Source organism: Malacoplasma penetrans HF-2 (assembly GCF_000011225.1).
Classification (GTDB): Bacteria; Bacillota_I; Bacilli_A; order Mycoplasmatales; family Mycoplasmoidaceae; genus Malacoplasma; species Malacoplasma penetrans.
This window is the reverse complement of record NC_004432.1, coordinates 918,806-935,446: the sequence shown is the minus strand read 5'-3', so window position 1 is coordinate 935,446 and position 16,641 is coordinate 918,806. Positions and strand designations below refer to the sequence as shown.

General features: G+C 26.3%; 10 protein-coding genes. All 10 read left to right on the top strand.

Translation table 4 applies throughout. The features are described from left to right. Positions 1-226 precede the first annotated feature (226 nt). The 10 genes from MYPE_RS05710 to MYPE_RS03640 all read left to right on the top strand — a co-directional run bounded on the left by MYPE_RS05710 (position 227) and on the right by MYPE_RS03640 (position 16,621). On the top strand, positions 227-403 hold the full coding sequence (locus tag MYPE_RS05710; RefSeq protein ID WP_011077534.1) for a hypothetical protein: 177 nt from the start codon (positions 227-229) through the stop codon (positions 401-403). A gap of 1,401 nt (positions 404-1,804) precedes the next feature. Beyond that, a complete protein-coding gene (locus tag MYPE_RS05815; protein ID WP_011077532.1) occupies positions 1,805-2,173 on the top strand; it encodes a hypothetical protein in 369 nt (122 codons plus the stop codon). A 125-nt stretch (positions 2,174-2,298) separates the two neighbouring features. Next, complete coding sequence (locus tag MYPE_RS05810) at positions 2,299-2,631, top strand: hypothetical protein (protein WP_011077531.1); 333 nt, start codon at positions 2,299-2,301, stop codon at positions 2,629-2,631. 388 nt (positions 2,632-3,019) lie between these two features. Beyond that, positions 3,020-5,077, top strand: coding sequence for a P35 family lipoprotein (locus MYPE_RS03670; protein ID WP_011077530.1), 2,058 nt, complete (start codon positions 3,020-3,022; stop codon positions 5,075-5,077). A 412-nt stretch (positions 5,078-5,489) separates the two neighbouring features. Next, positions 5,490-6,974: a P35 family lipoprotein gene (locus tag MYPE_RS03665; protein ID WP_011077529.1), complete on the top strand. Its 1,485-nt coding sequence runs from the start codon at positions 5,490-5,492 to the stop codon at positions 6,972-6,974. A gap of 407 nt (positions 6,975-7,381) precedes the next feature. Continuing rightward, the gene (locus MYPE_RS03660; RefSeq protein ID WP_011077528.1) at positions 7,382-9,460 is read left to right on the top strand and encodes a P35 family lipoprotein; all 2,079 of its coding nucleotides are present in this window, start codon (positions 7,382-7,384) and stop codon (positions 9,458-9,460) included. A gap of 233 nt (positions 9,461-9,693) precedes the next feature. Further along, the gene (locus MYPE_RS03655; RefSeq protein WP_011077527.1) at positions 9,694-11,835 is read left to right on the top strand and encodes a P35 family lipoprotein; all 2,142 of its coding nucleotides are present in this window, start codon (positions 9,694-9,696) and stop codon (positions 11,833-11,835) included. Between the two features lie 258 nt (positions 11,836-12,093). Then, complete coding sequence (locus MYPE_RS05805) at positions 12,094-12,708, top strand: P35 family lipoprotein (protein ID WP_011077526.1); 615 nt, start codon at positions 12,094-12,096, stop codon at positions 12,706-12,708. Then, the gene (locus tag MYPE_RS03645) at positions 12,668-14,137 is read left to right on the top strand and encodes a P35 family lipoprotein (protein WP_324293363.1); all 1,470 of its coding nucleotides are present in this window, start codon (positions 12,668-12,670) and stop codon (positions 14,135-14,137) included. Before MYPE_RS05805 ends, MYPE_RS03645 begins: the two co-directional genes overlap by 41 nt. Before the next feature lie 390 nt (positions 14,138-14,527). Further along, a complete protein-coding gene (locus tag MYPE_RS03640) occupies positions 14,528-16,621 on the top strand; it encodes a P35 family lipoprotein (protein ID WP_011077524.1) in 2,094 nt (697 codons plus the stop codon). Positions 16,622-16,641 lie beyond the last annotated feature (20 nt).

Below are 16,641 nucleotides of genomic sequence, written 5' to 3'. Positions count from 1 at the left end.
ATTCTCTCCTTTTATAAAAAAAGAGAGAATTTTTTTGTGCCTAGCAGTTAAAAAAGTAGAGTCAACATGTTTTAACTTTGTAAGCAAATAAAATGGAAAAAATAACATTACTTACATAAAAATTAATTTTGGTACTGTAGCAAATTTTGTATAAGATGAATTTAAAAAATACATTAGTATTATTTAAACAATCCCCCTATTGCAAGATGCAATGGAGGAATTTTTTATGAAAAACAAAATAGGAACATTAATTATTAAACTTAAATTAGTCTTAATAATAATTGTTGGAGAAAAAAATATTTACAATGAACTAATAAATTATAAAATTTGTAATAAAAAACTAACTTATGATGGTTCTAATAAACATTCCACATATCTAACTTATATAGTTAAAAAAGTTTAGTTAATATACAAGGTAAGCAAAAACAAAATAAGAATAGTAAGAAAACTAAAGAAAGAACTAAGAGAAGAATTACTTAAAAAACACTATAAGATGAAAAAGCAATAAAAGAGTATTTAATAGACATAATTGACATTATTTCTAAAGTTAAAAAAATTGAAATAGATAAAGAATATCTTATTAATGAAATTAAAAATAAAAGGAAAAAAAGAGAAAAGCTAGTGGAAACTCTTTTTTATAAAACTTATTTGTTCATTAATAGGGGTGTCTAAATCTTATTTTTATGAAGCAATACAAAAAAGATATTCAAAAAATAAAATAGAAAAATAGAAAAAGAGAAAAGTGTCAGAGAAGATAAGAAAAAAAATAAAAAAATAATTTTTAATATTTGATTTAACTCAAATCAAAATTATGGTATTTCAAAAATAAAAATAACAATTAATGATAAATATAAAATAAGTATTAGTCATAGAACTGTACGTAAATACATGGTTGAACTTGAGATAAAATTAAAAATTAGCTTAAAAAATTCTAGGAGAATTGATTATAAAAATACAAAAGATAATACTTCAAATTTGTTAAATCAAAATTTTGAAATTAACCAAGATAACAAAGTTTTGTGCAGTGATGTAACTTGTTTAAAAGTAAATAATTATTTTATTTATTTAAGTGATGCTATAGACTTAAGGAGCAACCTGGTTATTGATCATTCTATCTCAAAAGGAAATTTTAAATTTTGTGATGGAAACTTTTAAAAAAATGATTTGAGTGATTATGAAATGGTTCACAGTGGTCATGGAATTCAATACACAAGTAATAAATTTAAATCCATGTTAATTAAAAATAATTTGTAACAATGAATGTCAGAAGTTGGGAAATCTTTACATAATAGACTTATAGAATAATTTTGATCAATATTTAAACAGGAATACTGAAATAATATTCTTACAAGCAATCTTAGCTATGAAAAAAATTGTCAAGAAATTACAAATGTAATTAACATATACAATTTTGAAAGAATTCAAGTTGTTTTAGGGTCATTAACTCCTGCTGAGTTAGTCATATAAATAACTAATAAAATATTTAATATATAAAAAATCACATGAATTTAAATTCAGTCTGAAGATAATGTTTGTCAGGTGATTTTGGGAATAGTTTAGGCATTAAACAATTATTTTTATAAATTTGTTAGTAATTTTATTTAGTTTCTCCTATATTAATAATATTAAGTTAAAAAAAGAAGTGTTGATATAAGTTGAATTGTTTCTACTTCTTTTATGAATTATTTAAGTAACTTATCTTTGTTAACAAGATATTAAGTTAGTCATTAAAAAAACAATTATTAATTTATTACTATATAATGTAACTTAAAAAATAAGTTAATTAAGAAAGGCGAAATAGAAAATGAAAATTTCAAAAAAATTATTATTAGGAACTGCCACTTTATCTGTTGCAGTTTCAGTTCCGGTATTATTAACTAGTTGTTCAACTTCAGCTGACAGTGGTACTTCAGATCAATATTCAAGTGAATCTGCTGATGTTGATGCAAGTGTAATGGTTTCAAATGGAACAAATGATAGAACAATGAGTGCTAGTCAAAACACTACTCAACAATCAAGATTTGAATCAGCAAGAACTGAACTTCAAACTTTACAAGGTTGAGACCTTTCAAATGATAATGACAATTCTCAATATATTACTAAATTAACTGAATTCTCTACTACAGCTATGACTATTTCAACTAAAACTACTGATTTAGAACTGAAGCATTAACAATAGAAAATGCTAGTGGAACTACAAAAGAAAATAGTGAAAGTAGTAATACAAATCAAGAACAAAGTTATAGTTCATTTTGAAATAAAGTAGCACAAGAATACAAAACACAAAATATTGGTTATATGTTTGTTTCAAAAGATCAATTTTTAAGTAGTTATAAAACTTCATATGTGACTCTTTTATCGCTTAATAGTGATGTTGCTGGACAAGATACAAACAATGATAACCAGTTATATAGTACATTTATCAGTGATTATTTAAATCTTGCTTCTTTAAAAGAACAACTATTAATTTATGCTTATGCTAAAAAAATGGGAACTTTAGATTCAGCACAAAATACAACTCCTTACTTTGGTAAAGATTTCATAGAAAAAGAATATGGATACTTTACTCATAACATTAGAAAAGAAGTAAATGGTCTTTGATTCTTAGTTAATTATGCATTTGGCTCATAATCTTATTAATTAAAAAATAAGATAAGTTTTTAAAAGCAAAGTTATTTAAAAATAACTTTGCTTTTTTTGTTTAGTAATTAATCTATTAATGTATTTTTTAAATGCTAATAAGTTGCCCCTAACATTTAAGTTTATTAAATTTTTTTTAATTTTTCATTATCTAGCCAATACTTTATAACTTAATTCCTTACTTAAAGGATATTGTTTAATTATTTTGTTTGTCTTTGAATGCAACTTGTATTTGATTGTTCTAAATGAAATAATAAGAAAACTAAATCTGATAACAAATTTCAATAATTAAGAATTTCTTAATTTTATTTTTTATTACCACATTATTAGATTTAACAAAGGGGAAAAAATAAGAAAGGTATAAAAGGTAACTTAAAATATGAATTCATCAAGAAAAAAAATAAAAACATGAGGATTAACAGGAATCTTTGCAGCTTCAGCAGCTATTCCAGTTGTTTTGATTTCAAGGTATGTGTTATTTAGAAATTCATCAAGCATTAATAATCAAAATAGTGAAAGTGATAATTCTCAATTTATTACACCAAAGCTAAAATCATCTATTAGTTTATCAGGGACAATTGATAAAATTTATGACTCTCAAAAAGCAACTGTAACAAATACTTTAGTTGCTCAAGAAATTCATAATAACTTAGATCAAGTATTTGAAAACTCACAAGATTTACAAAAAGTAAATAATTTAAAAATAGCAGTTGAAGGAGACTTTACAAATAGTTCTAGTTGGAGTGGGGTTGATTATGAAGGGGATAATGGTTGAAAAGGATTAACAAAAGGGAATGTGATTTTATATAGTTCTAAATTTGGTCAGTTAAACATTTCTTCTTTAAATGATTTGAAAACACAATTAGATAATGATGCAAAAATTAAAGAAATTATTAGAGAATTTGACAGTTCTAAATTAAACCAAAATGCAATATATTCAATTCAGAATAAACCTGCAGTAACAAATGATAATTTACTTCATGTTAATGTGATTGCAATTCTTGGATCAAATACAAAATATTTTGACTTGCAAATTCCAACATCAAGTATAAATTTGAATATTTCTAATATGTCTATTTCAGTAAGTGGAAATAATGTTAAACCACTTACTAGTGCAGTAGCAAGCTTTAACTATAATGTTTCTTTAGCACCAAAAAGTTATTTCATGAATCCTGCTTCTACACCAGTTGCTAGTGCAAGTGAAGTTACTAATGCAAATAAGATTTTGGTTAAATTAGGACTTGCTGAAGTTACAACAAGAAACCAAATTGTTTTAACCCAAAAAGCTATCCAAGAGCAATTGGGAATTTATAATGTAGAGTTCTCTAATGCTTCTATTGCTCCAAGCGGAACTACAACTAATGGTAAATCTGGGTTATATCAAATATCTCTTCAAGCAACTCCAATTGCTAATGGAGATTTTGTTTGAGATGATGGACAAAATACTGTCAGAACTATTACTTTTGAAGTATGAGTAAATGTTGGAGAAATAACTCCAACAGTAAACTCTACTCTTAATATAACTGGACCATTTAGTAAAATTTTTGCTGCTAATACAGGAACAGGCAACAATAGAGTAAGAACAAATGATGTAATTGCTGATGATATTAAATCAAATTTAAGCAAATACTTTTCTAATGGTAATGATTTAAAAACTGTAGAAAATCTAAATATAAGAGTTGAAGGTAATTTTCCAGAAACTTCAGTTTGAACAGGAGAACCTTATGAAGTTTGAAGTAAAACAACAAGATTTAAAGGAATTTATTCTTCATCTTCACAAAAAATAAACATTACATCTTTGAATGATTTAAAAACTAAATTAAATTCTATAGGTCTAGGTAAATTTTTACTTGACTCTAATCTATTATTTAGAGATGCAAGTTTTACGATTCTTAATCAACTAGGTTTCACAGGTGGGGATCTTATCCATGTAAATATATTAGTAAATTCTCCTTATACTCAAGGTACATTTACAGTTGATGTTGGAATCCCAACATCAGATATTAATTTAATTATTAGTAATTTAAAAATTGCTAGTTTTGGAGATAATGTTACTTTACAAAGTGTTCCAGTTAACTTTACTTATAATATTGGAATTAATGATTCTGTTGATTTTATTAAACCAACAACTGGGGTAACTCCATTAAGTGATGCAAATAAAAATAATGTTAATGAAGCATTAGTATCTTTAGGTTTTGCAACAAGAAATATTGATTCAAACCCTGGAACTTATACTTTAAATCCAGATAAAATTTCAGCAGCATTAGGAGTTTTTAATTGTACTTTTGAAGGTATATCTATTAAAGATGTTTCTAATGGTTCTAGTAGAAGTTTTACTATTTCTTTAATTGCTACTCCAAACAACAATTATTATTGAGAAGATGGAACAAATACATCTAAAGAACTTTCATTTACTGTTAATTTAACAGCTTCTTAATAAGTGCTTAAAATTTAATCTTTATAAACAAAAACAGAGTTAATTAAAATAACTCTGTTTTTTAATTCAACACAAGAAGATTAATTAAAAGGAATTTAAATTATTTAAAAGCTTTAGTAAAAAAATATAGTTAATAAATATCTAAAGTATATATTTGAAGTTAATATTTATTTTCTTACTAAATAATCATGTATTTATTTATAATTGCTACCTAAATAGATCATTACTTAATCAATTTCAAGAATAATAATTAAGGTGTAAAAATAGAGAAAAAAATTAAAGGTAAATAACTTGATTTCTTTTATATAGGTTTAAATTAATTTAGTTTGACTTATAAGCTTTTTATTTTAGGTTAACTTTATTAAACTAAAGAATTATATATAGAGATCATTTTAAATAAAAGGAACTATATATGAAAACACAAAGAAGTAAAATAGGAAAAGTTATAGCATTATCTGGTATTTTTACAGTAACTGCTGCAGTTCCTGCTGCTGTGTTATCTTCAGCTGCTTTAAATGGTAACTTTGCTAATAACCAATCTGGTGATGCTTTAATTCCTTCTAATCCTTCAGGACATGAAAATACAAAAGTTACACCAAAATTAAAATCTTCTATTCAAATGATGGGGTCAGAAGATTTATTTGATTTAGGCTCAAATAAAACAACAAATGAATTATTAGCTCAAAAAATAAAAGATAACCCATCACTATTTTTTGAAAATCCTGAAGTATTAGCAGGTAAAAATTTTGATGTTGTTGTAGAAGATAACTTATCTAGTTCTGCTTGAACAGGTCAAAGTTATGATGTTAGTAAAGGAAATTGAGGAAATACAATTGAAGAATCTAACAAATTATTATATTCTTCATCTTCTCCTAATTTTACTATTTCATCTTTAGATGATTTTAAAGCTAAACTAAATGCTGGTTCTAGGTTAAAAGATTCTTTAACAGCAGCCGGTTTAAATGTAGATAGTAATACTACACCATCAATTAAAAATAAAATTGGTTTATCAGATGGTTTATTTCATATTAATGTTGAAGCATCAGTTTCAAACAAAAAGGCTGACTATGATTTACAAATTCCAACTTCTAATATAAATTTCTCATTTGAAAACTTAAATATTAAAGTGACTGGTAATGATGTTGTAGAAACTAAACAAAGAGTTGCATTCAAATATTCTATAGGCATCAAATCTATATCAAAATATAATGGTTCTTCAGAAATCATGAAAATGTGATATGCATCAGAAAGTGCTGTAATGTCTGGTTTAGGATTTTTGTCTTCTTCTAAAAATGAATCATCAGAACTTATTTTGGACAATAATAAAGTTAGTAAAGCACTAGGTGTATTTAATACTACATTTAGTAATACTAAATTGGAACTAGATAATTCAGCAGTTAACGAAGGTAACTATTTAACTTTTAAAGTCACAATCACTGGTAATGCAAATGCAGATTATTGCTTTGAAGATGGAACAACTTCTAAAGAGTTTTCTTTCCCTGTGAAACTACTTCAAAGAAATGCAGCCTTCTATAAATATTCAAGTAATATTACTCAATTCCAAAATCAAACATTTGCTTGAAGAAACTCAGGGCTACCTACAGTTTCAAGTAAAGAGCAAGTGGAAAAAAGAATTGATGACTTTGCACAAGGAAAAAGTGATGACCCTTCTTTGAGGGCTTTACTAGATGAAATAAATACTACTGCTAAAAATTTAGGTATTTTAAAAAATGCTAGTTTTAAATTTTTGAAGTTTCAGGATTCATACTATACTTTAGAACATGGTTTAAGATGAAGAGTTTATCTATCTGCAACAGTAGACCAAGGGTTTGAGGTAGCATCTGGAAATCCTGAATTTACTAAAGTTCAACTTATACAAATATGAATTCCTAATTAATATAAGATTATAAAAAACAAACTCAAATTTCTTTACCAATAAAAAAGTAAAGTGATTTGAGTTTTTAATTGGTTAAAAATTGATTCTATTAAACTAATAAATCACTGTATCTGAATAGAAAGTTTACTAAACAAATCTGCTAATTCTATTATTAAGTGTTAAAAATATTATTAGTTTTTATCAATAAACAAAGCTACTAAATTTATTACTTATTTTCTTTATTTAATTTTATTATTAGTGTCTGAATATGTGTGGCTACACACATTGCTAGAGTGAAATAATTAAATTGTTAAATATGGTATAACAAATAGGAGTTAATTTTTGAATTATCTCATTCTATTTTTCAGTTTTAATACTTTAGTATATCTAAAGTAAAAAGTAGGAAAGGTTTTTTATTAATTTAAGGTATGAAATCAAAAAAAGATACGAAGTCAAAAAAAGGAAAATTTTGAAAGATTTTAGCAATAACTGGAATTTTTACAGTTTCAGCAGCAACACCAATCGCACTAGTTTCTAAATATGTAATATTTAAAAACTCTTCTAATGGTAATAGTAATAACAACAATAACAATGGTGGTGGAAATACAAACCCTCAAAACCAAACTATTACACCAAAATTAAAATCATCTATTAATCTATCTGGTTCAATAGATAAAATTTATAGCTCTCAAAATTCATCTGATACAAAAACTTTAATTGCTCAAGAGATTAAAAATAATTTAGATTCAGCATTTGAAAATTCAGAAGAATTAAAAAGTGTTAATAATTTAAATATTAGTGTTGAAGGAGATTTTGGAGATAATTCAAGTTGGGCTGGTATTGAATATAGTGGAACAAATGGTTGAAGTAGTACTGTAAGTGGAAATGAAGTTTTATATAGTACAGACTTAAATACACTAAATATTTCATCATTAAATGATCTAAAATACCAACTAACAGATGCTAAAATTAAAGAAATTTTAAATGCATCAGATAGTTCAAAATTAAAAACAAATGCAGAATATACTGTAAAAAATAAACCTGGTTTTACAAGTAATAATTTAATTCATATAAATGTTTTTGAAATTCTTGGTTCAAGTGTAAAAAATTTAGATTTACAAATCCCTTATTCAAGTGTTAATTTTAATATTTCTAATATGCAAATATCTGTAAGTGGAGATAATGTCCAAACAACTAACGCAACAACTACACTTAACTATAATGTAGCAATTAATACTGAAACTAATTCAACACAAATCGCTTCTAGACCAACTGCAACTGCTAGTGAAATTAGTGATGTAAATAAAGTTTTAGTTAAGTTAGGGTTTGCAGAAATTGGTTCTGACAATAATGTAACTTTAAATCAAAAAGCTCTTCAAGAAGAACTAGGGATTTATAATGTTGTATTTTCTAATGCTTCTATTGCTCCAAGTGGAACTACAACAGATGGACAATCTGGAGCATATAAAATATCTTTTGATGCTACACCAATTGCTAACAAAGGATTTGTGTGAGAAGATGGAACTTCTACTGCTAAATCAGTTTCTTTTGATGTAAATGTAGATGTTGGTAATATCACACCTGATTTAAACCAAACTATTAATTTAACAGGGTCAGTAAGTAAAATTTTTGATACAACAACTACAAGTGGCACAAGAAAAGATACAAACACTGTAATTGCTGAAGATATTAAAGCAAATCCAGAAAATTACTTTTCTAATGGAAGTGATTTAAAAACCATATCTGATTTAGCTGTAACTGTAAATGGGAATTTTCCTACTTCTACTTGAACTGGTTCACCATATGAAACTTGAAAAAGCACTGTTACTAGCACTAATGTAGGAATATATTCTCCATCATTGCCACAATTGAATATATCTTCATTAAGTGATTTAAAAACTAAAATAAATCAACTGGGCATTTACAATGTTCTTTTAACATCTGGGTTAACATATAGTGGTGCTACTTTTGCATTTCAAAATGAATTAGGTTTTACTGATGATGACTTGTTACATGTTTGTGTAAGAGTCACTTCAACATATGGGAATGTTAATGTTGATTTAGGTATTCCATTGTCTAGTATTAACTTAACAGTTTCTGCATTAGCTGTTTCAGTTAATGGAACAGGAGTTCAAACACTTACTAATGGAAATACAAATTATACCTATAACATTGGAATTGATGACACAGTTAACTTTACAAAACCAACTACTGTTTCTCCATTAACTGAAGAAAATAAAACTAATGTTAATGAAGCTTTAGTTTCATTAGGTTTTGCTACTAAAAATACTAATTCTAATCCAAACACTTACACTTTAGATTCAACTAAAATATCTAAAGCTTTAGGAGTATATAACTGTACATTTGAAGGAATTGCTATTCAAGAAGATTCTGCTAATAACTACACTATTACATTAAAAGCAACTCCAAATGCAAACTATAATTGAGATAGTGGAACAAATGAATCGAGAGAACTTACTTTTAAAGTAGATCTTGCTTCTTCTTAGTGATTATATAGTTAACAAATTTTTTGCAATTAATAGTAAATAATACCTACATATATTGTTATTTTTGGATTCAGTAGATTCTAATACCTTTGATTTCCTTATGTTTAAAAGTGTAAAATTTAATAGATGATATAAATAAGGTTTAGAGTGTTTATCAATCCTCAAAACTTTATTGATAAATCATCTTAAGTTTATTAAAGATAACAAGAAAGGTTTTATTGTTAATCTAAATTATGAAGTCCAAAAGATCCAAATTATTAAAAATTTTATCTGTAATTGGAATTTTTGCAGTTTCAGCTGCTGTTCCAATTACATTAGTTTCCAAATATGTAATTTTCACTAAAACTTCTAGTAGTAATGGAAATGTTGATGATAATAGTGGAAATAATAATGGTAATGATAATAGTAATCCAAATGATAATAATGGAAATAATGATGGTGGGAATGATTCTAACAATAACAACACAACACCACAAGATGGATCTATTGTTCCAAGATTAAAATCTTCTATCAATTTATCTGGAACAGTAGATAAAATTTATAATTCTCAAAATGCATCTGAAACAAATAATTTGATTGCAGAAGAAATTAAAACAAATTTAGAACAAGCATTTGATAATTCAACAGAATTAGAAAATGTTAATGATTTAAACATTACTGTTAATGGTAATTTTGCAGATACTTCAAGTTGAGGTGGGAATCCATATGATGGAACAAATGGTTGAAGTGGTTCAACCACTGGAAATGAAATTTTATATAGTACTAGTTTAAATCAGTTAAATATTTCTTCATTAAATGATTTGAAACACCAACTAACAGATGCAAAAATTAAAGAGATTTTAAGATCATCAGATAGTTCTAAATTAAATGAAAGTGCTGAATATACTGTCAAAAATAAACTGGGGTTTACAAACAATAATTTAGTTCATGTTAATATAATGGAAATATTAGGTTCAGGTGTAAGAAATTTTGATTTACAAATTCCTATTTCAAGTATTAATTTCAATGTTTCTAACATGTCAATTTCAGTAAGTGGAACTGATGTTCAAACAACAAATGCAACTACAAACTTTAATTATAATATTGCTATTAATAATACTGAAAGCAATACTCCACAACCAACATCTACTCCAAAAGCAAGTTCAAGTGAAGTTACAAATGCAGATAAAATTTTGGTTAAACTAGGATATGCAGATGTTGGAACAAATAATTCAATAGTTTTAAATCAAGAACTTCTTCAAGAAGAATTTGGAATTTATAATGTAGAATTTTCTAATGCTAAAATTGCTCCAAATACTTCTACAAATAGACAGGTTGGATCATATAAAATAACTCTTGATGCAACTCCAATTGCAAATAAAGGTTTTATTTGACAAGATGGAACAACTTCAACTAAATCAGTTTCTTTTGATGTTAATGTAGATATTGGTGAAATTTCACCAGCTTTAAATACAACTCTAAATTTGACAGGCCCACTAAGTAAAATTTATGATGTAGAAGGAACAAGTGGCTCTAGAAAAAGCACTAATACTTTAATTGCTGAAGATATTAAAGCAAATCTTGATACATATTTTTCAAATGGTAATGATTTAAAAACTGTTGAAAATTTAAGTGTAAGTGCAAGTGGTAGTTTTCCAACTACTTCTTCTTGAACTGGAACAGAGTATAGTACTTGATCTACTTCAGTCCAATATTCAGCAGTGTATGGACAATCTCTAGGACAAATAAATATTAGTTCACTAAATGATTTAAAAACAAAATGAAATTCTCAAGGAATTTATAATGTTCTATTAGGCTCAGGTTTAAGATTTAGTGATTCAACTTTCACTGTTCAAAATTTATTAGGGTTTACAGGTGGAGATTTACTTCACATGAATATATTTGTTAATTCTGGATATACAGCAAATTTTACAGTTGATTTGCAGATTCCAGCATCTAATATCAATCTAACAGTTCCAACTCTTAGAGTTACAGCTAATGGAAGTAATGTTGCATCTTTACAGGTAGATACTACAAACTTCACTTATAACATTGGTATTAAAGATACTGTTGATTTTGTAAAACCAACAACTGGAGTTACAGCATTAGCTCCTGCAAATAAAACAAATGTAAATGAAGCTTTAGTCTCTTTAGGTTTTGCAACTAGAAATACTAGTTCAAATCCATATACTTATACTTTGGATTCTGAAAAAATTTCAGCAGCTCTAGGAGTGTTTAATTGTACTTTTGAAGGTATTTCTATAACTGAAGATGAATCAAATCCAAACAACTACACTATTGTTTTAAAAGCATCACCAAATGCCAACTATAACTGAGAGAGTGGTTCAAGTGATCCTAAAGAACTTTCTTTCAAAGTTGATCTTGCTTCTTCTTAATAAATTATTTATTTTATAAAAATCTAAAGTTATTAAATGACTTTAGATTTTTTTATTATGTATGTTGGTACTATATTTTTATTTTCTTTAGTAAATCTAATTGCTTTAAATAGTTTTAATTCACTATCTTTGGAGACGTAAAATTTAATTGATGATACAAGGAGAAACTTTTAGTTTTTTAATAATAACTAATGAGTTTTATCAAATCATCTCTATTTTATAAAGATAGCAAGAAAGGTTTTGTTATTAATTTTAAATATGAAATCCAATGTAGCTAAATTATTAAAAATTTCTTCTGTAGTAGGAATTTTTGCAGCTTCAACTGCTGCACCAATTTCATTAGTTTCTATGTATGTATTTTCAAATAAAAGTTTAAGTGATAGTAACGGAAATGATTCTAATACCAATCCAGAAGATGGTTCTATTATTCCAAAATTAAAATCTTCTATAAATTTGTCTGGACCATTGGATAAAATTTATAATTCACAAAATGCATCTGAAGCAAATGATTGAATTGCACAAGAAATTAAAACAAATTTAGATTTAGCATTTGAGAATTCTGAAGAATTAAAAAGTGTTACTGATTTAAACATTCTTATTAATGGCGATTTTTTAGACAGTTCAAGTTGGGATGGTAATCCATATGATGGAAACAATGGATGAAGCAGTTTAACAAAAGAGAATCAAATTTTATATAGTGCTAGTTTAGAGCAATTGAATGTTTCATCTTTAACTGACTTAAAAAATCAATTAACTGATTCAAAAATTAAAGAAATCTTAAATGAATATGATAGCTCTAAATTAAATTGAACTGCTGAATATAGTGTAAAAAATAAACCAGGGTTTACCAGGCAACAATTTAGTTCATATTAATGTACTTGAAACATTAGGTTCAGGTACAAGAAATTTTGATTTACAAATTCCTATTTCTAGTATTAATTTTAATGTTCCTAATATGCAAATCTCAGTTAGTGGAACTGATGTAAGAACAACTAATACTACCATTAACTTTAATTACAATATTGGGATTAATTCTCAAAGTAGTTTGCCACAATTAACTTCTACTCCAAGAGGTAGTTCTAGTGAGGCAAAAGATCCAAACAAAATTTTAGTAAAACTTGGATATGCTGAGATTGCTTCAAATAAAGAAATAACTTTAAACCAAGAAGTGCTTCAAGAAGAGTTTGGAATTTATAATGTAGAATTTTCAAATGCTTCAATCAGTCCAAGCAAAAACACACAAAATGGGTATTCTGGAGTTTATACAATCACTTTGGATGTAACCCCAATTACTAACAAAGGTTTTGTTTGAGAAGATGGATCTTCAAATACTAAAAAGATATCTTTTGATACTAATGTTGATGTTGCTTTAATTACACCAGCAATAAATAAAACTATTAATTTAACAGGTTCATTAACTAGGATTTTTGATGTAAATACCCCAGCTAGCTATAGAAAAAGTACTGATATTATGATTGCACAAGACATTCATGCTAATTTAGAAAAATATTTTTCCAATGGAAATGATATAAAAACTGTTAACAATTTAACAATAGATGCTTCTGGTTCATTTCCTTCTGTTTCTTCATGAACAGGTTTAGCATATGCTAACTGATCAAGTAATGTTAAACACTCTACAGTATATGCATCTTCTTTGCCACAAATAAATATAACTTCACTAAATGATTTAAAAACTAAATGAGATTCTCAAGGACTTCAAAATATTTTGTTAGAATCTGGTTTGAAATTTAGCAACTCAACTTTTACTATTCAAAATTTATTAGGATTTACAGATGGAGATTTAGTTCACATGAATATATTTGTAGAATCAGGATATGGTGAAGATTTTACAGTAGATTTGCAAATCCCAGTTTCTGATATTAATTTAACAATTCCTGGACTTAGAGTTACTGCTAATGGTGAAAATGTTCAATATTTATTAATTGATACTACAAACTTTACTTATAACATTGGTATTGATGATACTGTGAATTTTGTAAAACCAAAAACTGGAGTTACATCATTATCTTCTGCAAACAAAAATAAAGTAAATGAAGCTTTAGTTTCTTTAGGCTTTGCAACTAGAAATTCAGGTTCTTATACTTTGAATTCAAATAAAATTTCAGCAGCATTAGGAGTCTTTAATTGTACTTTTGAAGGTGTTTCAATTACTGAAGATCAATCAAAACCTAACAACTTCACTATTGTGTTAAGAGCAACTCCAAATGTAAATTATTACTGAGAGAATGGTTCAAGAGATTATAAAGAACTTTCTTTTAAAGTAGATCTTGTTTCTTCTTAATAAATTATTTATTTTATAAAAATCTAAAGTTGATAAATGACTTTAGATTTTTTTATTTTTTGTAAAAGAGATTAAGATAATTAACTTTATCAAAGGTAATCATTAAAAGTTTAGATAGTCAATTCTTAAACAGTAAAATGATATAAAGTTTTAATGATTATTATAAAAATCACATCAATACAATTTATTAGTAATACATACCATTTAATTTCTTGTAATACCATTTTTACTACTATTTAAATAACTATTGATTAGGACAAATAATTAAATTTTTTAATATGTTATAACAAGTAGGAAATAATTTTGATATTGTTTCAATTTACTTTTTACTTTAATAGATTTTATTCCTTAAAGTAATAAGCATGAAAGGCACTATTGTTAATTTAAGGTATGAAATCACAAAGAAAAAAATTATTGAAAATCCTGTCAATAACAGGTATTTTTGTTGCAACTGCAGCTGTTCCTATAACATTATTATCTAAATATGTAATATCAGCTAGTTTAACAAATTCTAAAAATCAAAATAATCAAGATAACAACAATCAAGATGGTGGAGGAGACACTACACCACAAGCTCAAACAATTGTTCCTAAATTAAAATCATCTATTAATTTATCTGGTTCATTAGACAAAATATTTGATGCTAAAAATTCGTCTTCTTCTAATACTAATTCTTTGATTGCACAAGAGATTAAAAATAACTTAGATAAATCTTTTGATAATGCATCAGATTTGGAAAAAGTAAATAATCTATCAATTAGTGTAGATGGTGGTTTTTCAGGTGGTGTAACTTGAGGAAACAAACAATATGATCAAAATATTGGGTGAGGTAAAGAAACTGTAGGTAATGAAATTTTATATGGATCAAGTTTAGATCAGTTTAATATTTCTTCATTAGATGATTTTAAATCACAGTTAAATAATGATACAAAACTGAAAGATATTATTTCTAAGTCTGATGCTTCTAAATTTGATTCAACTGCAACTTATTCAATTGCTAGTGGAAGTAATCTAGGCTTAGTTGGTGATAATTTAGTTCATGTTAATGTTATAGAAACTGATGCTTCTAGCAACACTAAAAGTATAGATTTACAAATTCCAATCTCTAACATTAACTTAAATGTTTCAAATATGATTGTTTCAGTAAGTGGGGATAATGTAGAAACACAAACTAATAAAACAACTAATTTTTCTTACAATGTTGGTATTAGTGATCAAAGCCAATTTACAAATCCAGTTGATGCCCCTGTTGCAAGTGCTTCAGAAGTTAAGAGTGCAAATAAGATTTTAGTTAAATTAGGATATGCTGAAGTTGCAGCAAATAACCAAATAACTTTAAACCAGGATTTATTAAAAGAAGAGTTAGGAATTTACAATGTAACTTTTTCTAACGCTAATGCTTCAATTGCTCCAAATGGTTCAACAACAGATGGAACAACAGGTTCATATAAAATTTCTCTAGATGCCACTCCAACTCCTAATAAAGATTTTGTATGAGAAGATGGAACTTCAGATACTAAACCAGTATCTTTTAATGTTAATGTAAGTGTTGATGAAATCACACCATCATTAAATTCAACTCTTGATTTAAAAGGTTCATTAAGTAGAATCTTTGACACTAGTGGAAGTGGTACTAGAAAAGATACTAATACTGTAATTGCTGAAGATATTAAATCAAATTTAAATAATTATTTTTCTAATGGTAATGATTTAAAAACAGTTGAAGATTTAGATGTAACAGTAAATGGTAATTTCCCAACTTCTACTTGAACTGGAGTTGCTTATGATACATGAAAATCATCAACATCTTATACTGGTATATATTCATCAGAATCAGCACAAATTGATATTACTTCACTTAATGATTTAAAAACAAAACTAACAACTAAAGGTTTGTATGGAATCCTTTTAGCAGCAGGTTTAAAATTTAGTGGTTCTAGTTTTGCTATTCAAAATGAAATAGGTTTATCTGGTGGTGACTTATTGCATGTCAATATAAGAATAACATCCGAATGGACAACAAATCCTTTCACAGTAGATTTAGCAATACCAGTATCTGATATTAATTTAAAAGTTTCTAATCTTGGTGTATCAGTTTCTGGAAGTAATGTAAAAGCATTATCTAATGGATCTGTTAACTACACCTATAATGTTGGGATTGATGATACAGTAAACTTTGTTAAACCAACAACTGGTGTAACTGCATTATCTTCTGCTAATAAAACAAATGTTAATGAGGCATTAGTATCATTAGGGTTTGCAACTAAAAGTGGAACTAATTACACTTTAAATAAAGATAAAATATCTGCAGCTTTAGGAGTATTTAATTGTACTTTTGAAGGGATATCAATCCAAGAAGATGCATCTACTGCTAATAACTTTACCATTACTTTAAAAGCAACTCCTAATACTAACTATTATTGAGAAGATGGAACAAATGTTCCTAAAGAACTTTCTTTTAAGGTTGATCTTACAGTTTCTTAATAATCTATAAATAAATAGTT